The following is a 22,878-nucleotide window of genomic DNA, read 5'->3' on the forward strand; positions in this document are numbered from 1 at the left end:
TGCCGATGGCGACAGTACGATGGGCAGGGCGCTCCGACAGGGTTCGGGCGCGAAGGAGAACATGTCGAGCGGAGATGGACGCATGCAGGATTCCTCGTCGGTGGGTCACTTGAGGATCGCCGCGATCGTGCCGTGCCACAACGAGGAGGTGACGGTCGAGAAGGTCGTCACCGATCTGCGAGCCTCCGTCCCCGAGATGACGGTCTACGTGTACGACAACAACTCGACCGACCGGACCGCCGAACGGGCCGAGGCCGCCGGGGCGATCGTCCGTCGCGAGGAACGCAAGGGCAAGGGCAATGTCGTCCGCCGGGCCTTCGCGGACATCGACGCGGACGTCTACGTCATGGTCGACGGGGACGACACCTACGAGGCCTCCCACCTTCCGGAGATGATCGACCTCCTGCTGTCCGGGCCCTACGACCACGTCCTCGGCGTCCGCCAGGACACCCAGGCGACCTCCTCGTACCGTCCCGGGCACGAGGCGGGCAACCGGATGTTCAACCGCCTCACCGGATGGCTGTTCAAGGACTCCGTCACCGACATGCTCTCGGGCTACCGGGTGTTCTCCCGGCGCTTCGTCAAGTCGTTCCCCGCGGTGAGCAAGCACTTCGAGATCGAGACCGAACTCACGGTCCACATGATGTCGCTGCGGATCCCCAACGTCGAGGTCCCGGTCGGGTTCCGCGATCGCCCCGAGGGCAGCGAGTCGAAACTCTCGACGTTCAAGGACGGATTCCGGATCCTCGGGCTCATCGCCTCGCTCGTGCGCCACGAACGACCGAGCCTCTTCTACGGTCTGCTCACCCTGTTCTTCGCCCTCGTCTCCCTCGGGTTCGGACTGCCGGTCGTCTACGAGTTCTGGCAGACCGGCCTCGTCCCGCGTCTGCCGACCGCGGTCCTCGCGGCGTGCTCGATGATCCTCGCGTTCCTCATGCTGAGCGTCGGCCTCGTCCTCGACGGTCTGCGCCGCGAGCGGCGGGAACAGGCGCGGCTCCACTACCTCTCGCTGCCACCGGCGGTGACGACGAACGCCCACTCGGTGCCGGTGCGCACCGACCTGGCCGGGACCAGGATCGAGACCGAGGTCCCGCGGAACGGCGTCGCCTGAATGACCGGGCACGTCTCCGACCCCGCCGCCGGAACCGCTCCGGCTCCGGCCCCCGCCGTGCCGCGGTGGCGCCGGCTCGCGACCGAGGTCTTCCGCTTCCTCATGGTGGGCGGGCTCGGATACATCGTCGACGTCGGGGTGTCGAACCTCCTCGTCTACGGGATCCCGTTCCTCGGGGTACCTGCTCTGCTCGCCGACAGCCCGCTCAAGGCGAAGATCATCTCGACCGTGGCCTCGATCTTCGTCGCGTGGATCGGCAACAAGTTCTGGACCTACGGGGATCGGACCGGGGGAGGCGGAGTACGCGGCTTCCTCCTGTTCTGGGTGGTGAACGGCATCGGTATGGTGATAGCCGTGTTGCCGCTCGGCGTGAGCTGGTACCTCCTCGGGCTGCGGGATCCCATCAGTTACAACATCTCGACGAACGTCATCGGCATCGGACTGGCGATGATCTTCCGCTTCTACGCCTACCGCACGTGGGTGTTCCGTGAGGTCTCCGTGCCCGAGGTCGAGGTCGTCGACAGCGCCGGCACCGGGAGCCGGAGCGCGGTGGAGGAGGAACAGCGCTCGTGATACCGGTTCTCTCCCGGATCCGCGGTCACTGGTGGGACGCCGTTCTCGCACTCGTCACCGCGGCCATCGGCGCGTACCTCGTGCACGCGTTCTACCCGGGACGGGCGAACAACGACATCGTGAACCAGGCGCAGCAGGCGCTCGGGGAGATCCCGTACTCCGACTGGCATCCGCCCGTCGTCGCGGCCCTGTGGGAATGGCTCATCGGTCTCACCGGGGAGATCGGCTCTCTTCTCGTCGTCCAGCTCGTGCTCATGAGCCTCGGCTCGTTCGGGCTCGGACTCCTCGTGCACCACCGGCTCGCCAGTCGCCTCGGATCGTTCCTCGCCGTCCTCCTCCCGGTGTTCCCGTGGTCGCTGAGCCAGTTGAACATCATGTGGAAGGACGTCCAGATGGCGACGGCCTTCCTCCTCGCCGTCGTCCTCGTCTTCCTCGTGCGGCTCCGGCCGCGCGCGCTGTGGGTCCTCCTCGTCCCGGCGGCCGTCCTCCTCGTCTACGGCACGCTCGCCCGGAAGAACGCGGTTTTCGCTCTCGTCCCGATCGCGGTCTACCTCGGATGGATGGCGTGGTCGGCGCTCGCTGCGCGGCGCGAGCGGCTCCGGACGACCCGTATCCGGTTCTGGGGGAGCGCGGTGAGTGCACTCGTCGTCCTCGGGGTGCTCGGAGGCGCGACTCTCGCCACCGACGGCGCCATCGCGGAGGCCAAGGACGTCCGGGCCACCGGGCAGATCTCCCAGATCATGCTCGACGACGTGATGTTCTCCGTGCCGGAGTCGGAGCTGAATGCCTCCGCTGCACCGAAGGAACTCAAGGACCACATCAACACGGCACGTGCCGAGTGCATCGACCAGGGCGAGATCTGGGACGCGTACTGGAACTGTTACGGACGGGGTGAAACGGGCGAACCCTTCAGCCCGATCGCGTACCAGGACGAGGTCCGCCACCTGTGGGTCACCGAGGTGGTCACACACCCCGTTCGGTACGTCGAGTACCGGGCAGCGGTGTTCTCGCACTACTTCTTCACCTCACAGCTCGAGTACTGGGAACGCGGTTGGGACGGCGAGGCATCGAAGGTCGGTCTCGGAGGTGGCTCGCGTACGGCCGACTACGTGGTGAAGCCCTACGTCGTCGATTTCGCGCTCGGGACCTTCCCCATGCTGTTCACGCCGTGGTTCTGGTTCCTCGGTGGAGCGCTGCTGCTCGTCGGTGCGCGGCGCCTGACGGCATTCCGCGCGGAGGTCGTCGTGCTCTCGACCTCCGCGATGTTCTACGTCCTCGGGTACTTCCCGATCGCCCCCGCGAACCACTTCCGCTACACGTACTGGCCGGCCCTCGCCGTCACGGCCGGGGCACTCCTGTGGTGGTGTGCCCGGAGGAAGCAGCGGAAGCAGGACCGGGGCGCCGTTCGATCGTGAACGACGCACCGCCGCACCCCAGGCGCTTCCGCCCGGAGATCCAGGCGCTCCGGGCAGTCGCTGTGCTCACCGTGGTCGTCTACCACATCAACCCGGAGTGGTTGCGGGGTGGATTCGTCGGCGTCGACGTCTTCTTCGTCATCTCCGGGTACCTCATCACCGCCCACATGCTCGCCGAGGTGACCCGCACCGGCCGGTTGTCCCTCGCCGGATTCTGGGCGAACCGGGCGCGCCGGATCCTGCCGGCGGCGACCGTCACCCTCGCGGCGACCGCGCTCGCGTCCCCGCTCTTCCTGCCGCGCACGCAGTGGGACCTCACCGCGGTCCAGGGGATCGCCTCGGCGTTCTACGTGCAGAACGTGGCTCTCGCCAGCCAGTCGGTCGACTACCTGCGCCAGGACGCGGCGTCCACGCCCTTCCAGCACTTCTGGTCCCTCTCGATCGAGGAACAGTTCTACCTCGGTTGGCCCCTTCTTGTGCTCCTGGCGCTCCTCATGTTCCGTCGCCGATTCCGCACCGGAGTGTTCACCCTCTTCGCGCTCGTCGTCCTCGCGTCGTTCGTGTACGGGACGGTCAGGGTCGACGCAGGTGATCCTCGCGCGTACTACTCGACCGCAGTGCGGGTGTGGGAACTCGGGATCGGTGGCCTGCTCGCGTGCGTCCTCGGCGACCCGGTGCGATTCCCCAAGGCACGGACGGCACTCGCGATCGTGGGATTCGGCGCTGTGCTCGTCTCGGCGGTCGTGTACCACGACGGAACACCGTTCCCCGGACTGTCGGCCCTGTTGCCGACACTCGGGTGCCTCGCTGTCATCGCAGCGGGTCGGACCGGTCTCGACCGCGTGCTCCGATTGCGTCCCCTGCAGTTCCTCGGTGACCGCTCGTACTCGCTCTACCTCTGGCATTACCCGGCCGTCGTGTTCTACGTCGCGGTTCGCGGCCATCACCCGGGACCCGTCTTCGGGCTGTGCCTTCTCGTCCTCTGCCTCATCGCCGCGGATCTGAGTTACCGGTACGTCGAGAACCCGGTGCGGAGGTCCGAATACCTCCGACGTCGGCCGTGGACCGTTGCCATCGGGGCCGTCACGGCCATGGCAGTCGCCGCCTCCTGCGCCGTCGTCCCGCACGGACTGCACACGCGTGCGGTGGCGCGGGCGGAGGAAGGCGCGGCGCGGTTGGTCGCCGATCCGCCCCCGGCATTCGGTGCCGGATCGCTGCAGCCCGAGAGCTTCGACGCTTTTGTGGCCGGTTATGGAGAGGCGATCGTGCCGACTCCGGAAGCAGCCGCCGAAGACCTCCCGCGATTCCCGGAGTGCCCCGGAACCCCGGCGGAGGCCCGGTCTCCGACCGTCGAGGAATGCGTCGTCGCCAATCCTGCCGGGAGCAGGACTCTCGTTGTCGTGGGCGACTCGTACGCCGAACAGTGGATGCCCGCGATCGAGGAGGTTGTCCGCGGTACGGACTGGAAAGTGATCGCTTTCATCCACCATTCGTGTCCGTTCAACCTGGAGCCGCGCGGATGGGAGACGGACGGCGTGCTGCACTGCACCGAGGTGAATCGCGGGACGCTCTCCCGCATCCTCGAACTGCGGCCCGAGAAAGTTCTCATGAGCAATCAGTCGTACACCGACCTCGCTTCCCTCAGCACCGAGGAACCGCGAGGAGTTACCGGGTATCTCGACGTCATGAGGCCGATGGCGGAGGCAGGCATCGACGTGATCGCGCTGGGGAGTACCCCGGTGCGTCCTCGCGGCGAGATGGTGCCCGATTGCGTGGTACAACATCACGACGACCTCTCCGCCTGCACGATGGCACGTTCCGAGGGACGCGAGGAGACCGACGCGAACAGAACCTTCCGCACGGCCGCAGAGCTGGTCGACGGGGTCCGCTGGGAGAGCCTCGGCGACCGGATCTGCACGGACACGGAGTGCCCCGCGGTCGTCGGGTCCGTTCTCGTGGTCCGGGACGACTCCCACCTCACCACGACGTATGTGAGGACGTTGGTTCCGGAGGTGGCCGCGATTCTCGACCTCGATTGAGGCGTTGGGCCCGTGGTGTCAAAACCTGCGCAGACTCCCGGCGTGGGTCCACGAATCGATCAGCTTCAGCAAGCACACTTGTTCGGGTCCGTCGCTCGGTGCGGCCATACGACCACCTGAGCGAATCGCGAAGAAAGGTGCCCTTCCGGCTGTGAAAGACACACTGTTGACCTCGGCCCCTCCCCGCCATCGACGTGGGGCCACGCCTTCGATGCCGAGCTCAGCCGCAGGAGAAGCACCGCGGAAGTTCCGTCCGGAGATCCAGTTGCTGCGGGCGATCGCCGTGCTCACCGTGGTGATCTACCACATCAACCCGGACTGGTTGCCCGGCGGATTCGTCGGTGTCGACGTGTTCTTCGTGATTTCGGGGTACCTCATCACTTCGCACATGCTCGGAGAGATCGAGAAGACCGGGAAGCTCTCTCTTCTCACGTTCTGGTCGAACCGAGCACGGCGCATTCTCCCGGCGGCGACGGTCGCGATCATCGCCGTCGGTATCTCCGCGACGTGGTTCCTGCCGTCGACGCAGTGGGAGTCGGTGGCGCAGCAGGGGATCGCTTCGGCACTGTACGTGCAGAACTTCGCGCTTGCGGCGAAGTCCGTCGATTACCTCACCCAGGAGGCCGCGGACACCCCGTTCCAGCACTTCTGGTCGTTGTCGGTCGAGGAACAGTTCTATGTGTTCTGGCCGTTGTTGGCGATCCTCGCGCTCGTGATCGCCCGGTGGGTTTCGAAACGTACGCACCGACGTGCCGGTGGTCTCGGTCAGGATGCGCCCTACGCTCCTGCGGTGTTCCGGGAGACCTCGTTCGTCGTCTTCGCCGTCGTCGTTGCCGCCTCGTTCGTCTACAGCGTCGCTGAGGTGAATGCGGGGGATCCGACCGCGTACTTCATCACGCCCACCCGTGTGTGGGAACTCGGCGTCGGAGGCATGCTCGCGTGTGTGCTCGGTGACCCGCGGGGTCTGCCCGTCGTCCGAAAGGTGCTCGCGCTCGCCGGTGTCGGTGCGATCCTCGCCGCCTCGTTCATGTACACGGGTGCCACACCCTTCCCGGGTACCGCGGCACTGCTCCCGGTCCTCGGGTGTGTCGCCGTCATCGTCGCAGGGCGCACGAGCGGACTCGGGTCGCTCCATCCGATCGTCGATTGGCGGCCCACGCAGATGGTGGGCAACTGGTCGTACTCCCTCTACCTCTGGCACTTCCCGGTCATTACGTACTACGTCGCCGTCGTCGGTCACCACCCCGGCTTTTTTTTCGGTCTGTGCGTCCTCGCGATCTCCCTCGTGTTCTCGATCGCGAGCTACTACCTCGTCGAGAATCCGGTGCGGAAGAACGTCACGTTGCGGGATCGGCGTTGGATGACTGTAGGTGCGGCTCTCACCGCGATGGCGGTTGCGTGCGCCTTCTGTTTCATCCCGCAGGCCGTGTACGATCGGCATCTTGCCGTGCAGGAAGAACGCACGCAGCAGCTGCTTGCAGCGGACGTCGACGGCATGGGTGCCGGGTCCATCGACGGGAATTCGTTCGAAACGTTCATTCCGGGTTATGAGGACATAATCGTCCCGGTGCCGGCAGAAGCACGCGATGACGTTCCGCAGTGGGATTCCTGTGAGGGAATGGGGGCTGCCGATGCACGTTCGGAGTCGACGCCCGAGTGCGTGGAGGCGAACCCGGACGGGGAGAAGACCCTTGTGGTCGTCGGTGACTCGCACGCACATCAGTGGTTGCCGACGCTCAAGGCCGCGGTCGAGGGGACGGAATGGAAGCTCGTCACTTTCATGCACGACTCGTGCCCGTTCTCGCTGGAACCGCGTGCGTTGCACGAGGACCCGGAGTTCCCGTGCGTCGAACCCAATGAGAAGACTCTCGACCGGATCCTCGAAATGCAGCCGGAGAAGGTACTCATGACGAACCTCGCGGTCGATGATCTCGCGCCGGACAGTGACGAGGAGCCGCGCGGCACCCAGGGATTCGTCGATGTCATGGAGCCGATGGTGGACGAGGGGATCGACGTGGTGGCACTTCGCGACACTCCGACCCCGGTCGATGAGGAGAACGTTCCCGACTGCGTGAGCGCGAATCTCTATGACCTTGCCGAGTGCGCGATCCCCCGCGCCGAGAGTCGCGAGTTCACGGATGCGAATGCGGCTCTGGAGGCTGCTGCCGAGCGAGTGGAAGGCGTGCGGTTCGAGTCCCTCACGGACGAGTTCTGCACCGAGACCGAGTGCCCGGCCGTGATCGGAAACGTGCTCGTGTACCGGGACCAGAACCACATCTCGGCGACGTATGCGAGGACGCTCGTCGAGCCTCTCGCGGAGATGCTCGAGTTGTGAGCCGTCACGGATATGACGGTGCTGTGCGTCCATCGACCGTGTCCTCGGAGGAATGACCAGTGCCCAGAACTGATCGACCGAACAAGCACGGGGTGACTGCGCTTGCCGTCGCGGTGTGTGTTGTCGTCATCGCCGGGACTGCTGGCGTTGTGGGGTCCGTCGTCGCACATCGGTTCTCGGCCGACAGCAAGCGCGAGCGTCCGCCGGTGGTGGCGTTCATCGGGGATTCGTTCACTACAGGACAGGGAGCATCCCCGGAATCGGCGCGGTGGTCCAGCCGAGTCGCCCGCGCGCAGGGATGGATCGAGTTCAACGTCGCGCACAACGGATCGAGCTTCGACACGGCCGGGCGCGTCCCGGGAGGCGAGTCCTTCACAGAGAGCGTGCGGCACCTCGTGGCTGTGCAGCCCGACCTCGTGTTCGTCGCTTCGGCGGGTAACTATGCGGCTGCGCAACAGCGTACTCAGATCGATGCTACGTTCCACGCGCTGCGTACAGCGTTGCCGCACACTCCAGTTGTGAGCCTTGCACCGTTTCACCGGCGCGGCGCTGATCCGCTGGTCATGGAAGAGTTCGCCGAGCGCGTGAGCACTTCGGCGGGCGAGCACGGTGCGTGTTTTCTCGAACTCAGGGACCCGCTCGTCGGGGCGGGGGACGATCTCTTCGCCGATCACATCCACCCGAACGCGAAGGGCCATGCACAACTCGCGGAAGCGATACTCGTGTCGTATCGCTCGGAGTTCGATCCGGACGGCGGCGGGGTGCTCCCGGCCGAGGGAAGCTGTACCGCTGACGTGATCACCGAAAGCGGTGCGCCCGCGGAGTCGACATCGCACCGGTCGACCGCCCGGGAACAAAGGCAGTCCGACGGCTTCTGAGACCGATTCTCCTATGTGCCAAACTTCATAATTTTCTCATATTCGAGTCGCGACAGTGGAAGCACACCCGATCGGGACGCAGCGAAGAATCTCTTTTCACGTGCACCGGTCACGACTCGAGGAGAGTTCATCATGAGCATCCCCCGTCGCCGCGGACGCCTCGCCGCACTCGTTGCTGCGGCACTCCTGGCATCCGCCGCATTCACCTCGGTCGGCATGACGGTCACGGAAGCTCCGGCCGCCGCCGCAACTCCGAAGGAGAAGCTGGCAGCACAATACGGACTCGGCAGGGCCACGTCCGCCGACAAGTGGCTCGGTACCAAGACGGGCACCTACCAGACGTTCCAGAACGGTGCCGTGGTGTGGAGCAAGAAGACCGGCAACGCCGTCATGAAGAAGGGCATGCTGGACACCTGGAAGAAGAACAGTTGGGAGAAGGGCAACCTCGGATACCCGACCATGAACGAGACGAAGACCCCGGACGGGAAGGGCGCCTATCAGCACTTCCAGAAGGGTTCGATCCACTGGTCGCCGGCAACCGGCGCGCACTCCACGTGGGGTTCGCAGCGGTCGGTGTGGTCGCAGACCGGCTGGGAGAAGGGCTCGCTCGGTTACCCCACCGGTGAACAGCAGCGCCTTAGCACCGGACTGGGCACCTACCAGAACTTCCAGAAGGGCACGGTCGTCTGGAACAAGAGCGGTACCGGTCGCAAAGCCGGTGCGCGGTGGATGAACCAAGCGACCACGAGCGCGTGGAAGAACACCGGTTGGGAGAAGGGCACGCTCCAGTTCCCCCAGAGCAACCCGGCGACGAAGAACGGTGTGACGACACAGCAGTTCGTGTTCGGTGAAGTGCAGATCCGTAACGGCAGCCCGTCCTACAAACTGCCCAACGGACAGAACATGACGGCACCGAAGACCGGCCCGACCGTCGAGAACGCGAAGAAGGCGATCAACAAGGCCCAGAGCATGTGGGAGATCACGTTGGTGAACTCCTCCGGCCAGTCCCGTGAGTACGACGTGAACCTCGCGGGGACGTATGCACGCCTCGACGACCGCGACGATGAGCGCGACGACGACGATCGCCAGGCATACAACGGCGCCGGAAAGTACAACATGGGCAAGGCCATCGACGCGTCGAACACGTTCTTCGCGAATCGCTACAACAACGGTCGGCTCGGCCTCCTCGACGAGGTCGAGTGGGACGACAACAAGTGGGGAGTGTCCTACGAGAAGCGTGGCGACGATGATATCGATGTTCACGTCTCCACCAGCGGTCGCGCGAGCTGATCACTGGGGACGGAACACCTGATCCAGCTGAATGAAGGACGGCGCCTCGAGGACTTACTCGGGGCGCCGTTTCATGCTGCAGTCGAGCATTATTGCTCTCGCAAGCTCAGCCATGCGGGTTTCGGATCTCGCCCAGCTTCTTCCGAGCTGCCTTGTACGCCTTCACCACGGGAGCCGGGGAGAGTGTCCGGACCTCGGCGCGTAAACGGCGAAGGTCTTGGACGCGTGCGGCGCCGCGGAGATCCGACAATTGCCGCTCGCGCGATCGGACCGCGAGGCGGGTGAAAGCGTCGACGAGTTCGGTGTTCGGTTCCTGGAAGTAGTTCGCTGCCAGCCACGTTCGGCTCGGGAAACCGAATCGACCGGTTGTGAGGTCGTCGAGCGTGCCGAGAGTCTCGCCGGCACCCTCGAACGCGATGTTGAGCATCTCCTCGTTCACCCCGAAATCGGAGATCACCATCGTCTGCAGACCACGGTCGAGCGATTCGAGGGCTGCCGTAGAGGAGACTGTCACGAGCGCCGTGCCGGGCTGGAGGAAGTCCGCCATCGGCCCGACCTCGATCCGCAGTTCCCCCTCGGTGAGGGCCCCATCGGCGAGGAGTTCCTCGATGAGGGAGACGTACGTGAACTCCTCGTGGTGGGTCTCCTGCTCGCCGGGGCGACTGCGGACCTTGACGACGACCTCTGAGTCCGAGAAGTTCCGGCGGAACCGGGCGAGGGCGAGAAGGATGTCGATGCGTTGTGCACGTTCCTTGGGGACCTTCGCCTGCGGAGCGAACACCACGGTACGCGGCACACTCCCCGGCGCGAACGCCGGTTCCGGAGGTTCGACGGAGGCGAGCATCGGGAGCCGACCGAGGACGACCTCGACCGGGACACCCACCCGTTCGGCGACCTCCTCGTACGCGGAGCGTTCGTGTTCCGAGTGCGCGATGAACATATCCCCGAGGCGCCGGTACCGCATCCCCTTCGAGGTCGCCGGCAGCCCGACGCCGGGGAGCCCGGACACGAGGCCGGGACGGCGTTCGAGGTGAGCGGCGGTGGCGTAGACCTGTTGGACCACGGGACCGGTGGCGGCAGCGAGGACGACGTCCGGACGGAGGCGTTCGAACTCGGCAGCGAGATCTGCTCGGTTCACGATGCGAATGCGTCGTCCGTCCCAGGAGGATCCAGCGATCGCGTTCGTGATCTGCTCGCGCGTCGGGAGAATCGGACTGTCGACGAGGAGGACATGGATGTCGAAGTCAGGTCCGAGCGAATCGAGCGTGTGGCACGCCCATTTGAGGTAGGACTCGCTGTCGGAGACGGAGACAACGGTGAAGCGGGTCGAGGCTGTCGGGTCGTCCTCGGCAGCGCCGCTCTCCCGATTGAGGTTCCGGCGGAGCGCGTCCGGCGCCTGCCGGGTCCACCATTCCGGAGGCACGGCGCTCACGTGGATGCGGGGGTCCTGCATCGTGACGGGGAGTGTGCGCACGGCGGAGGTGGGAAGACTGAAGACCTCGGCCCCGGCCGGTGCCTTCGCGAGGCGGATCTCCACCGGCAGGCCGGCGCGGCGCACGTGCACGCCGTCGATGGTGCGAATCTCGTCGAGGAGTGAACGTTCCTCCCGGCGATGCACGAAATATTCCACCGGCCCCTCGGCAGCGAGGCCTCGCAGCCACTCGAGATACGGGGCCGCGGCGATGAGACGATCTGCGACCATGGCCGAGCCGATGACGATACGGGGACCGATCTCGGGTTCGCTTACCGGCACGCCCCGGGTGAACGGGAAGTCGTGGTGGCGGAGCTTTCCTCCGGAGGCGGTGAAAGCTGCGACGGTCTCGGGGTCCGCATCCATCCCCGTCACCCAGGCGAAACGTCCGGCGGTAAGCGCGGTGTGGAGGAGGGTCCATGCGGTGGTGCCGAGGACGGTGCGGGCAGGAGAACCGGAAGCCCGGGACCGCACGAGCGGCCTGGGACGGTCCGAGGTGAGTCGGTCGACCGCATCGAGCGTGGCGATTCCGTCATCGAGCAGGACGTACTGTGCCCGCAGGGAACGCGGCGAGGAGAGAAGCGCCTTCTGGATCTGCCCGGAGAACGGATCGCCGAGGAGGACCCGTGAGGTACCCGGCGGCGGGGGAGCGAAGCTCCCCACCGGCGTGAGCGTCACACCCGTCGGCAACCAGCCGCGCGGGAACCGGTCGAGAAAACTGCGCATGCCCGGAGCATCGATCCGGGCGAGGATCTCGAGTTCCGTCGTGTCGCCGAGTGCCGTGTGCGCCTCGAGAGCGGAGAGCAGTTGGAGCGGGGATTCGACCCAGCAGAGAGTGCTCATGCGCGCTTCGCCTTTCTCACGGCGCGGGCCTCACGGAGCTTGAATCGTGCGGTGTTTACCCCGAGCCGGCCCGTGCGCCGGACCGAAGCGGCCACCGTGGTGCGTTCCGGACGTCCGCCGGGGAGCCCGAGGGTCGACAGGCGCCGACGTTTGAAATAGATCATTGCCTCGGTCCCGATGATCCGTGAGAGGTACTCGGTGGCCCGAGACCGGAAGTGCGGTACGACCTCCGAGAGCATCGCGTAGCCGACCGCGTCGACAAGGCTCTGGAGTTCCCGTGATTCGACCGGTGTGCGCTCGCGAGCGGTCCCGTCCGCGAGTTCACGCATGAGAGTCACCGGAATGCGATTGCTGTTCTGGAACGGCGTGATGCGCTCGAGGAGGATCTCGGTGCCGAGCGCGAGTACCGGAATACCGTAGAACCGGCGGGCGGTCGCGAGCGCGGTCGAGAAGCATCCGAGGACGAGACCCGGCTCGAGGTGCTCGAACACGGCCTCGGCGATCGCCGGGCTGGAGAACGGGACGAGGCGGATCCCGAGGCGGTCCGCCGCCTCGTGCAGGGGCACGAGTGTGGCGGGAGGGGCTGCGGGATGCGGTTTGAAAACGAGGGTGTCGAACCCGCGGTCGGCGGCCTCCTGAATCATCGAGACGTGAAGGGCCTCCTCCTCCTGTTCGGAGAGCAGGCCGAGTGCCGCGAGATACTGACCGACCGCGAATGCGGTGCCCGGACCGCGCATCCCGTCGAGGACAGAGAGCTCGTCGCGGATCGCCTCGGCGACCTCCGCGACCTTCGCCCGGAATGCCGCGACCGACAGCGGGACGGCGACTGCGTCGAATTCGTCGAGGAGTCGGGGCGTCACACCCTCCACGAGAGGAAGGTGGTGGAGCGTGCTCACCCTCTGGCCGTTGCCGAGGGGGATCTTGTTGCGGGTGGGTCCGTAGCTCATGAGGCCATCGGAGTGCACTCTGATCACGGAATCGCGGAACACTCGGCCGAGTGCGATCGCGGGGTTCACCTGCGGGGATTCGAGGACGAGTTCGACCGGTTCCTCGCGGAGGTCCCAGAGGTCGCCGAGGAAGCGTCGCAGCATCGGCAGGTCGGCTTCCTGGGGGACCCACGAACTCGGATGGGTCGGGGCGATCGCCTCGTTGAGATGCACGATCCGGTCAAAGGACCGCAGTGCAGGTGCGAGTCCGGCTGCCGAGTCGAGCTGTGCGGTGAGTTCGAGGACCTGCGCGTTGTTGCTCAAGAGGAGGATGCGTTCACTCGGCGCGGTCCACTCCGGGAAGTCGAGTTCGGCGCCGTACAGGCGAAGGTGTGGGGGACGGTCGTATTCGCCGGCGTCGATCCCGGCGGACAGGCACACCACCTGGAAATACGTGGAAGCGAGGAAGACCTGTTTCATTTCACGATGTCCTTCACGAGGAGCCCCGGCTGTGGCAGATATCTGTGCACGAGGGCCTGCCGGTCCGGCCGGCTCCTGCGGAATTCCTCCCGCAGGACGTCGAAGGGTACCCGGGCACTCGCGCGCCGTGCGCCGGAGGCGAACTTCGCCCGAATGTCCGCGGGAGAGGAAGCGAAGCGCTTCGCCTGGTGTTCGAGGATCGCGAGCCAGTTGCGGGTCGCCTTCGGCCAGTAGAGGTCGGCGAAGGTGTCCTCGGCGACGAGGTCGAAGATTCCCTCGAACGCCCGGATGAAGTCGAGTTGGCGGACATCGAGAATCTGGGTGAGCGAACCGGAGACACCACGGCGGTAACAGACACCTGGTGAGTCGACGACTGCGAAACTCTCCGCGTGGAGGTGGAGGTTCCAGATCCACGAGCGGTCCTCGGCGGTCATGAAGCCCTCGGGGAAGTAGAGGAGCGCATTGTCGAGCAGGCGCCGGTGGAAGATCCCCGCCCAGGCGAAGGGGTAATCGACCATCGTCGAGTCGTAGGCAGGAAGGATCCCTGCGCGGGGAGGGAGAGCACGGTCCCGGATCGCCATCGGTGCGCGGCGCAGTTCGCGTTTCGTCCCTTCGACCCGGGTGTGGTCGCAGCGGACGAAGTCGACGTCAAGCCGGCGGGCAGCGTCGAGGACCGTACGGATCTGCCCGTCGGGGAGCCAGTCGTCGCCGTCGAGGAACACGACGTACTCGCCGCGTGCCTCCCGTAGACCCATATTGCGGCCACTCGCGAGGCCGACCGACCTCTCGTTGCGGATGACCGTGAAGTCGTCGAAGACCCCTGCATGATCCTCGAGCACACGCTCCGTGTGGTCGGTCGAGCCATCGTTGACGAAGATGATCTGGGCCCGCTCGCCATCCCGGAACTGACGCTCGAGGGACCGGAACAGGGTGCCGAGGTACTGAGCCCCGTTCTTCGCGGGAATGATGACGGTGAGGTCGGGAGCAGACACGGTCACCGGCCTCGGTTCGGTTTCCGGACGAGGCCGGAGACGGTGCGCAGACCCCGGCGGGCAACCCGCTTCGCTCGGTACACGATTCCGGTTCGCGGTTCACGCGGGGGAAGACGGCCCGGAAGATCGAGCTTCGTGAGGCGACGCCGCTTGAAGTACCGCTGGACTTCGGCCATCGAGGCATCTCGCAGGAAGTCCTCGGCGAGGTCGCGACGGTCGGCGAGGAGCTCCGGCTGCATGCAGTACGCCACCGTATTGGTGAGTGCCTGCAGTTCCTGCGTGTCGGGCGTGTGCAGTGAACCGTACAGGTAGTCGGCGATGACGAGCGGGACGCGGTTGCTGTTCTCGAAGGGTGCCAGGTCCTTCATGAGCGCTTCTGTGCCGACCGCAATTGCGGGAATCCCGTACATTGCGTCAGCGGTGGCCAGCGCGGTCGAGAAACAGCTCACGACGAGCGCGGGGCGCAGGATCTCGAACAGCACTTCGGCCGAGACCGGCACATCCGCGGTGCAGAACTCGATGCCTAGACCCGCGGCCCGCTGGGCCATCCGGGTGACCGTCTGCTGGTGGGAGGCCGGGTGTGGTTTGAAGATGATCCGGGTGCAACCCCGCTCCGCGGCGGCATCCACCATCGAGGTGTGGAGAGCGATCTCCTCCTCGTGGTCGATGAGTCCGAGGCTTGCGATGTACTGACCGAGGACGACCGCGGTCCCGTCCTGCGGGCGGATTCCCCGCTCGAGCAGGATCGGCTCGATGAGTGGCACGAGCTCGCCGAACACCGACCGCATGTGCGACGGGTCGATCGCATTGAGTACGGGCGATTCCTCGATGAGGAGCTGGGGCGCGAGTCCCGGGACGAGATCCGTATAGTGCAGCGTCGTGAGCCGTTGTTTCACGTGTTGCGGCATCCCGCGGCGTGAGGGGCCATAACTCATGAGCCCGTCCGAGTGCACGGAGATGGGCGCGTGCGGGAACAGCGTGGCGAAGGTGCCCGCCGGTGCATAGGGCAACGACTCGAGAAGCAACTCGATCGGTTCGTCTGCGGTGAGGCCGAGTTCCCGGCCGACGTACCGGGAGTACATCGGCTGGTGGGTGATGCCGAAGGAGAAGTCCTTCGGGTGGAGTGGCTCGATGAGATCGTTCCAGCTGTGGACGGCATCGAAGCGAGACAGGACGGAATTCGCGCCGAGCATCTCCGGGATGTCGGGCGCGAGTTCCGGCGCCGGGGCATTGTTCGAGGTGACGAGGATCCGCCGTTCGCCGGGTGTTCCGATCTGGCCGGCATCGACCATGGCCGCGAGGGACACGGCCTGGTAGAACGTGGATGCGAAAACGAGTTGGGTCACAGCGAGACTCCCGCCTGGTGCAGAACCGGTTTGAGCACACGGATACGTTTGTCCCCGAAGCCGACGAGTGCTGCTGCGGTGATGCGCGCCGGAATGTGCTCGAGGAGTGCCACGGATTCGCGCTTCAAGCGGTCCCGGACGCCGTGATCCATCGAGTCGAATCGGTTCGCGCGCTGGTAGTGCAGGATTCCGAGGAAGCTGCGTGCCACCTTCACACCGAACTCCTCATAGACCCCTTCGCGCTCGACGAGGTCGAACATGAGTCGGAACGCGCGGATGAAGTCGAGCTGTCGTTCGTCGAACACTCCCGTGAGGGACGTCGAGGAACCCTTGCGATAGAACATGTTGTGGGAGGTCGCGACGGCGAAGGACGTGGTGCCGAGGTGAAGGCCCCACGTCATGAGCCGGTCCTCGCTCGTGCGCAGCGATTCGTCGAAGAACAGCAGTCCCCGGTCGCGGAGATCGGTCCGGTAGATACCGGACCACACATTGGGGAAGTCGACCATCGACGACGTGTTGATGGGGTTGATGTAGTCGCGGGGGTCGAGGGGTGTGTTCCGGAGTGCGCAGGGAGCCTGCACGATGCGGCGCACCTGGCCGTTGGCGACGACGTAGTCCGCCTTGACCCAGTCGACCTCGAGGCGGGAGATCGTGTCGACGAGGTTGCGGAGGTGGCCCTTTCCGTACCAGTCGTCGGAATCGAGGAAGGTGATGTACCTCCCGTTCGCGCGCCGGATTCCTTCGTTCCGCGCGGCAGAGACCCCGCGGGCCTCGGCGTGCTCGACGAGATCGATCGACAACGAGGAGGTGTACTCACGGACGACCGCACTCATGTCGTCGGTCGAGCCGTCGTTGATGACGATGACCTCGAGCTCGTCGCGGGTGAGTCCCTGTGCCGCCACGCTCTGCAGTGTGCTGCCGACCGTGGCAGCGGCGTCCTTGCCGGGGATCACCATGGATACGAGCGGACTGCTCATCGTCGCCTTTCGGAAGCTGCTGCTGGACCGTCAGACATGCTACCGGAAGGGAGTTTCGGGCCCTGCTCCCAGTGTCCCGGCGCGTCGGAGAACAAGGCGCCCTGTGTCGCACCCGGTCCGAGCGGGCACGGGTGGGTCCGGAGTCAGGACTCCGACGGCAGGACGAAGTCGCCGCCCGTTCCGCCGTCGGTCGCGGCACCCGGGCGCATTGCGGTCCACGTGTGCGTGTATACGCGGGTCCCGGAACGATCGCCGGCGTAGAACGCCGTGAGGTGCACCCCGGCTTCGAGCAGACAGGCATCGACGTACCCGGAGTCCCACGGGGAAGGGGCGCGGACCTCTCCGTACACCTCGGACTCCGGCCAGGAGGTGAGGTCGTCGTCGACGGAGAGCGGCGCCCGGCGGACGCGGAAGGTCATCGAGCCGCGGTCGAACCAGTAAAGGTGTATGCGGTCGCCGTCGACCACCGGCGCGAGAGGCGTCGCCCACGCATCCGTGATGTTCGTCCGGACGAGCGGATCCCAGCCGCGACCTTCGGCGTCCCCGAGGGCCATGCGGACTGCCCGACCCTCGGTCTGTTCCCTCCACATCATGAGGAGACGGTCGTCGGGAAGCCGGAGGAGACGGCCTTCAACGGGCAGGTCATCGATGCTCGGGGCCGTCCCGAACTCCTCCTGGCTCCAGGTTTCACCGCGGTCCTCACTGCGCAGCAGCCCCCAGGCGAGGGAACCGCCACCCTCACCGGGCTCCGCGTGCCAGCAGGTGAGAAGAGTCCCCGAGACGGTCTCGCACACCGGCTCCAGCAGAACCGGCGTGTTCGGTACCCGGATCGGGGCGCCTCGACGGTTCCACGTGCGCCCGGCGTCGGAGGAGACGTACACGAGGTGGGTCCAGTCGGAGTTGTCCGCCGCGCGGACACGCCGGACGATCGCGAAAAGGTTGCCGTCGGACAGCGTCGAGAGGGAATAGATCGAGAGGTCGTACCCCGGCTCCTCGAGCACGGTCTCCTCCGTCCACGACACACCGCCGTCGGTGGACCGGGTGAACACGACGAGGCGCGAGGCCGACCGGCCGTGCAGGTCACCGCACGAGTAGGCGAGAACCGCCGCTCCGTCGTCCGCGCGGCAGAGGACAGGCCAGGATTCGTAGACGCTTCGTGGTGGCGTCGCCCGCGGTGTGCCCGACACCCAGGTCTCCTCCGTGCCTGCGTCCCGTGCGGTGCCGTCGTCGTCCCCGATCCGCACCGAGCGCTCGTCGGGGCCACAACCGGAAAGTGCTGCGACGGTACCTAGGCCGAGCCCGAGGAACAACCGGCGGGAGATGGAATGGAGGATCACACAGGACATCCTGCTGGATGGGGAGGACTCCGGGGCTACGAATCGGTAACAAGTAGGCTCGTGGTGCATGAGTAGGGTATTCCGGTGCGGAATAGGAAGAACGAAACGAAGGTACGTGGTGACGTGGCGCAGGTGTTGACGCACATCGACCGGTTGGAATTCGACCCGGGACTCTCCAACCGCACGGCCCTCGTCGTCGATCCGCGTATCAACCAGGCTGATATCGACTACACGCGGATCCCCTCCGATATCGACGTCTATCGATTCGGTGCGTTCACCGCGGAACTCGCCCTGCACTTCGGTCGGGATGTCGCCGGGTGGTTCGTCGACGACTCCGCCTCCGTCGAGGACTTCACACGCGTGAAGCTCCGTGGCGAGTACCGCCTCGGGCGGATCCTCGTCGACGGTTCCCGTACCCGCCTCGGGATCGATGCCCTCCGGCGGGCCGCGCACCGGAACGTTTTCGACTACGCCCACCTCATCGCCTCGAATCCCGAACTCGCGGTGTGGTTCATGCGCGACCGCCGCCCCAACCCGATCAGCCGGATGGTCGCGGTCGTCGCCGCCATGGGCTACGGCACCGTGCTCGTGCTCGATCAGGAACTCAGCTCCATCACGAGTCGGCGGTCCTACATCACAGCCCGCCCGGCGACGAACGTCGGGGACTCGACCCTCGCACTCGACCGCCGCTACGAGTCGTGGTCACGGATCAACAACGACCTCGGGGTCCTCGCTGCGGCACTCACCCAGTTCCCCGACACCGCGTTCCACGACGTCACCGTCGGCAACCGGATGCGTCTCGTGCTCACGCCCGCGCCCGAGGTGCCTTCGGCGAATCGCCTCGTCCCCCTCGCGAAGTACCCCCTCGGCGACGATCACCTCAGCGCGCTCCTGCCCGTGGGCCCGGGCGGCGAGGAACTCCGGTGCGCCTATGTGACGATGTGCGATTCGCACGAGTACCTCTGGGGGGTCCGGGCACTCGCGAACTCCCTCGCGGCGGTGTCGGACGTGCCTCTCGTCCTCATGGTCCCGCCCGGTTTCGACATCACCGACGTGAGTTTCGAGCACGGCAATGTGCGCCTGCACCCGGTGAACTCGATCCGCAATCCGCACGACCAGAAGTCGCACCAGCTGCGGTTCACGAACACGTACACGAAGCTCGAGGTGTTCGGCCTCGGATTCCTCGACCGGGCGGTGTTCATCGACGCGGACACGATCGTCCTGCGGTCCCCGGACGAGCTCTTCGGCTACGAGGGATTCGCCGCCGCTCCGGACTTCGGCCTGCGTCTGGAGAACGACGTCTTCAATTCGGGAGTGTTCGTCTGCTCCCCGGACGCTGACCTCTACCAGCGCCTGCTCGCGCTCATCCCGAGCACACCCTCGTACGACGGGGGAGACCAGGGGTTCCTCAACGAGGTGCTCACCGACATCACGTGGCTGCCGCCGGAGTACAACACGCTGCGTCGTGCGCTCGGCCGGTACCCGGACGTCGTCACGCTGCAGCACGCCCGGATCATCCATTACGTCGGGCCCAAACCATGGCACCTCGTGGGTGAGCCGGAATGGTCGTCACTTGACGATCTGTGGTTCGCCCAACTGAGCGACCACGAGAAGATCGAGTACATCATCGAACTGCGTGATGCGGTCGGCGGCCGGGTCGCCCGGGGGAAGGGACGCGATCCCTTCGGGACCGGCAAGGGCGGCTACCGGGAGGCCGAGCGGCTCCTCGCACTCGGCAAGCACAACTCGGCGATCAAGGTCGCACGCGCCGCGCTCAAGCAGACGCCCGACTCGCTGCGGAACCGGCAGGTACTCGCGAAAGCGCTGCTCGCCTCGGGCAACCGTCAGGGCGCGGCGAAGGTGATGGCGAAGACCACCGCAATGAGAGCCGCCCGGTTCGTCCGCAGGAGGATCCCGAAGTGAAACGTCTGTTCGTCGTCAACGGTCTCTTCGGATTCCTCACCGCGCTTTCGGCACGGGCTGTCGGACCGCAGGACGAGGTCGATGTTCTCGGCCTGTTCTGTTACTCGAAGGAGGACAACAAGGTCCTCGAGGCCACCATGCGGTCGCTGCTGCCGGGCATCCGGAAGGTCGAGTTCCTCACCGACACCTCCGAGTACACGAAGAAGCTCGCCGACCGCCGGTTCATGCGCTCCGTGAGCCCGGATCCGGCGGAGATCCGGATGTTCTTCACCCACAACACGTGGCTGCACAACCGGGTGTTCCGGTCCTTCCCCGAGGCCTCGATCGTCCTCTACGAGGAGGGCATGGCCTCCTACTACCCGGGCCTCCTCGCGACGTACGAGGCACGCGGCCGTCTGCAGGGCGTGTACCTCCACAACTACTGCGACCGGATGCTCCCGATCGACGCGGCGGACCACCCCGAGGTGTTCGGGCTCATCGATCGCGAACGGTTCCGGTCCCTGCTCGAGAAGCTCGCAGACCGGGGCACCGGTGGCGCGCGGGGCTCTCGGAGCACAGGCGCCTCGCAGCTCGGCCCCGACGCCGTGCTCGTCGTCGAGCAGTACCTCTTCCGCAAGGGCGGGGCCCAGACGATCGACGAGGCGGCAGCGGAGTACGTCACAGCGATCCGGACGATCCTCGGCAAGGGGTACCGGGTCGTCTACAAGAAACACCCGCGGGAGAACACGGGTCTGCTCGAGCGCATCCGAGCGCTCCTCACGGCGGACGAGCTCTCCCGCTTCGCCGAGCACCGCGATCCCGCGATGCTCCTCGAGGTCGGGTTCCTCGAGAGCACCCCTGCCGCGGTCGTCGCGATCAGTTCGACGAGCCTCTTCACCGCACCCCAGTACTTCGACGTCCCGTCGTTCCGGATCCCCTCACTCGCGCAGTTCGACGTCGCACGGGTAATCCCCGTCGAAAGGCGGGGCCTCGTGAGCAATGAGGTCGCGCTCGCCGCACGCGTCCCGACCGTCGACGAACTGCCTCCGGCACTCGAGGTGCACCGCGCCCGTGACGTGTTCTCCTCCCGCATGGAGGCGCATCCTCCGCTCGTCGACGACGAGGGCCACCGGATGCTCGCCGATGTCGATTTCGGGCCGGAGTACGTCGATCTCGTGAAGGCGGTTGCCGCCGACGACACCGCGGTCGTCTCCTTCGATCTCTTCGACACTCTCGTCAAGCGTCCTGCCTCCTCGGGTGCCGACATCTACGCTCTGCTCGACTCGGCCTTCCGTGACGACCTGCCGCCGTACGTGCGCTTCTCCGACGTCCGCCGCACCGTGTGGGGACGGCTTGACGCCGACTTCGCCTCCCGGGGCGGCCGCCCGGCCGAATACTCGCTCCACGACGTCTACGACTATCTCGCGCGGACCCTCCGGCTCACGGAGGAGACCGCGAACCGCATGCACGCCGCCGAGGTGGCCCTCGAGTCCCGGCTCGTCGCACCCCGCCGGGCCGGGATCGCCCTCGCCCACGTGGCCCGGGTGTACGGCAAACGCTGGGTCGTCACCACGGACACGTATTTCGACACCGACGAACTCGGCTCCGTGGCCCTCGGCAAGCTGCCCTTCGGTCCGGACGCGCTCTTCAGCTCCCACGAGGAGCAGGCGACGAAGGCCGCCGGTGACCTCTTCGACGTCCTCGTCGCCGACCTCGGCGTCCCGGCCGCACGCGTCCTCCACATAGGCGACCGGGAGGACCACGACGTCGCCGGTGCCCAGGAGCACGGCCTGAGGGCCGCGTGGCTGCCCTCGGCCACCGCTGCGGCCGGTCGGCACCGCGCCTGGTCCGAGGCGTGGGCCGGGATCCGCGAGGAACGCGCCTCGGCGCTCGTCCGGGGCCTCGTCACCGCGCACCTCTTCGACAATCCGTACCGCGTGTTCGACTCCGAGTCCGTCGTCGGCGGCGACCCGCGGTTGCTCGGCTACGCGGCAGTGGGCCCGGCGATCTCCGGGTGGGCACAGTGGATCCTGCGGACGGCGCACGCGCGCGGTCACGACGCGGTGCACTTCCTCTCCCGCGACGGGTACCTCCCGCTCGATGTGGCCCGCCGCCTCCAGGAGGTGCTCGGTGCGCCGTTCGACGGGATCGATCTGCGGTACACGATGAGTTCCCGCCGGGCCATGTTCTCGGTGTTCAACCAGGAGCCGGGGCACGTCGCGTACACCGAGTTCGTCCACGGGGTGAACCGGCGGACGACCGTCGACGGACTGTTGCGCACGCGCTTCGGGGACGAGGTCGCGACCGCGCTCGGCCCGTCGATCGCCGCCGCCGGGCCCGGGACTGTCGGCGAACCGCTCGGTCGTCACGTGGAGGCCGTGAAGAACGCGATCTCCGCAGCAGCCGACGACATCATCGCCCGCACCCGCGGGCACAACGAGGCCGTCACCGCGTACTACACGCAGGCGCTCTCCGGGGCAGAACACCCCGCGATCGTCGACATCGGGTATTCCGGGAGCGCCCAGCGCGGTATCTCTCTCGCCGCGGGCCGTCCCGTCGCCGGCATGTACTTCACGACGATGGAGCACAACACCGAACACGCGTGGATCAACGATCTTCAGGTGGACGAGTTCACCTCGGACCCGGTGTTCTTCACCTCGGGCGGCCTGCTCGAGTACCTCGTGACCCCGGCAGGGCTCGAGTCCTGCACCGGCTTCGAGATCCGTGGCGGCACGTCCGTTTCGGTCCTCGAGAACAGTGATCCGGGTGATCCCGTGCGCGGGGAGGTCCAGGCAGGGGTCCGGGCGTTCCTCGACGACTACGCGACCGTCTTCGGACCGTACGCGCGGGAACTCGTCATGCGGCCGCGCCTCGCGGTGCACCTGCTCTCGACCTTCCTCAGTCACCCCACGTACGAGGACGTGCGGACGCTCGACGGCGCCCGCCACGAGGATCTCGTGGCG

At 66.5% G+C, this 22,878-nt stretch carries 15 protein-coding genes; 9 read left to right on the plus strand and 6 right to left on the minus strand.

The window, feature by feature from the left end:
* Positions 1-61 precede the first annotated feature (61 nt).
* From ABD172_RS02895 to ABD172_RS02925, 7 genes are all read left to right on the plus strand, one after another.
* On the plus strand, positions 62-1,111 hold the full coding sequence (locus tag ABD172_RS02895) for a glycosyltransferase (RefSeq protein ID WP_344306768.1): 1,050 nt from the start codon (positions 62-64) through the stop codon (positions 1,109-1,111).
* Positions 1,112-1,684: a GtrA family protein gene (locus ABD172_RS02900; protein WP_344306770.1), complete on the plus strand. Its 573-nt coding sequence runs from the start codon at positions 1,112-1,114 to the stop codon at positions 1,682-1,684.
* On the plus strand, positions 1,681-3,099 hold the full coding sequence (locus ABD172_RS02905) for a hypothetical protein (protein WP_344306772.1): 1,419 nt from the start codon (positions 1,681-1,683) through the stop codon (positions 3,097-3,099). Before ABD172_RS02900 ends, ABD172_RS02905 begins: the two co-directional genes overlap by 4 nt.
* Entirely contained in the window at positions 3,096-5,138 is a 2,043-nt protein-coding gene (locus ABD172_RS02910; RefSeq protein WP_344306774.1) for an acyltransferase family protein, read from the plus strand. Before ABD172_RS02905 ends, ABD172_RS02910 begins: the two co-directional genes overlap by 4 nt.
* A gap of 211 nt (positions 5,139-5,349) precedes the next feature.
* Entirely contained in the window at positions 5,350-7,473 is a 2,124-nt protein-coding gene (locus ABD172_RS02915; RefSeq protein WP_344306776.1) for an acyltransferase family protein, read from the plus strand.
* A 92-nt stretch (positions 7,474-7,565) separates the two neighbouring features.
* Positions 7,566-8,351, plus strand: coding sequence for an SGNH/GDSL hydrolase family protein (locus ABD172_RS02920; protein ID WP_344306778.1), 786 nt, complete (start codon positions 7,566-7,568; stop codon positions 8,349-8,351).
* Positions 8,352-8,483: 132 nt separating this feature from the next.
* Positions 8,484-9,641: an LGFP repeat-containing protein gene (locus ABD172_RS02925; protein ID WP_344306780.1), complete on the plus strand. Its 1,158-nt coding sequence runs from the start codon at positions 8,484-8,486 to the stop codon at positions 9,639-9,641.
* A gap of 106 nt (positions 9,642-9,747) precedes the next feature.
* Here ABD172_RS02925 and ABD172_RS02930 read toward each other — a convergent pair whose 3' ends face one another.
* The 6 genes from ABD172_RS02930 to ABD172_RS02955 form a co-directional block, all read right to left on the minus strand.
* Positions 9,748-11,955: a DUF6716 putative glycosyltransferase gene (locus ABD172_RS02930; RefSeq protein WP_344306782.1), complete on the minus strand. Its 2,208-nt coding sequence runs from the start codon at positions 11,953-11,955 to the stop codon at positions 9,748-9,750.
* Positions 11,952-13,361, minus strand: coding sequence for a polysialyltransferase family glycosyltransferase (locus tag ABD172_RS02935; RefSeq protein ID WP_344306784.1), 1,410 nt, complete (start codon positions 13,359-13,361; stop codon positions 11,952-11,954). Before ABD172_RS02935 ends, ABD172_RS02930 begins: the two co-directional genes overlap by 4 nt.
* Positions 13,358-14,353 carry a glycosyltransferase family 2 protein gene (locus ABD172_RS02940; RefSeq protein ID WP_344306785.1) on the minus strand — a complete coding sequence of 332 codons (996 nt, stop codon included), beginning with the start codon at positions 14,351-14,353 and terminating at the stop codon, positions 13,358-13,360. The genes ABD172_RS02935 and ABD172_RS02940 overlap by 4 nt, the downstream gene beginning before the upstream one ends.
* A 2-nt stretch (positions 14,354-14,355) precedes the next feature.
* A complete protein-coding gene (locus tag ABD172_RS02945; RefSeq protein WP_344306786.1) occupies positions 14,356-15,699 on the minus strand; it encodes a polysialyltransferase family glycosyltransferase in 1,344 nt (447 codons plus the stop codon).
* Positions 15,696-16,676, minus strand: a complete 981-nt coding sequence (locus tag ABD172_RS02950) for a glycosyltransferase family 2 protein (protein WP_344306787.1) — start codon at positions 16,674-16,676, stop codon at positions 15,696-15,698. Before ABD172_RS02950 ends, ABD172_RS02945 begins: the two co-directional genes overlap by 4 nt.
* Before the next feature lie 143 nt (positions 16,677-16,819).
* Positions 16,820-18,013 carry a sialidase family protein gene (locus ABD172_RS02955; protein ID WP_344306789.1) on the minus strand — a complete coding sequence of 398 codons (1,194 nt, stop codon included), beginning with the start codon at positions 18,011-18,013 and terminating at the stop codon, positions 16,820-16,822.
* Between the two features lie 123 nt (positions 18,014-18,136).
* Here ABD172_RS02955 and ABD172_RS02960 point away from each other — a divergent pair, with 123 nt between their 5' ends.
* Both ABD172_RS02960 and ABD172_RS02965 read left to right on the plus strand, forming a co-directional pair.
* Positions 18,137-19,936, plus strand: coding sequence for a glycosyltransferase family 8 protein (locus ABD172_RS02960; RefSeq protein ID WP_344306791.1), 1,800 nt, complete (start codon positions 18,137-18,139; stop codon positions 19,934-19,936).
* The coding region (locus ABD172_RS02965) for a polysialyltransferase family glycosyltransferase (RefSeq protein WP_344306793.1) at positions 19,933-22,878 on the plus strand (2,946 nt) is incomplete at its 3' end. The genes ABD172_RS02960 and ABD172_RS02965, both read left to right, overlap by 4 nt.

The sequence above is a fragment of the Brevibacterium samyangense genome, from assembly GCF_039529845.1.
In the GTDB taxonomy this organism is placed as follows: Bacteria; Actinomycetota; Actinomycetes; order Actinomycetales; family Brevibacteriaceae; genus Brevibacterium; species Brevibacterium samyangense.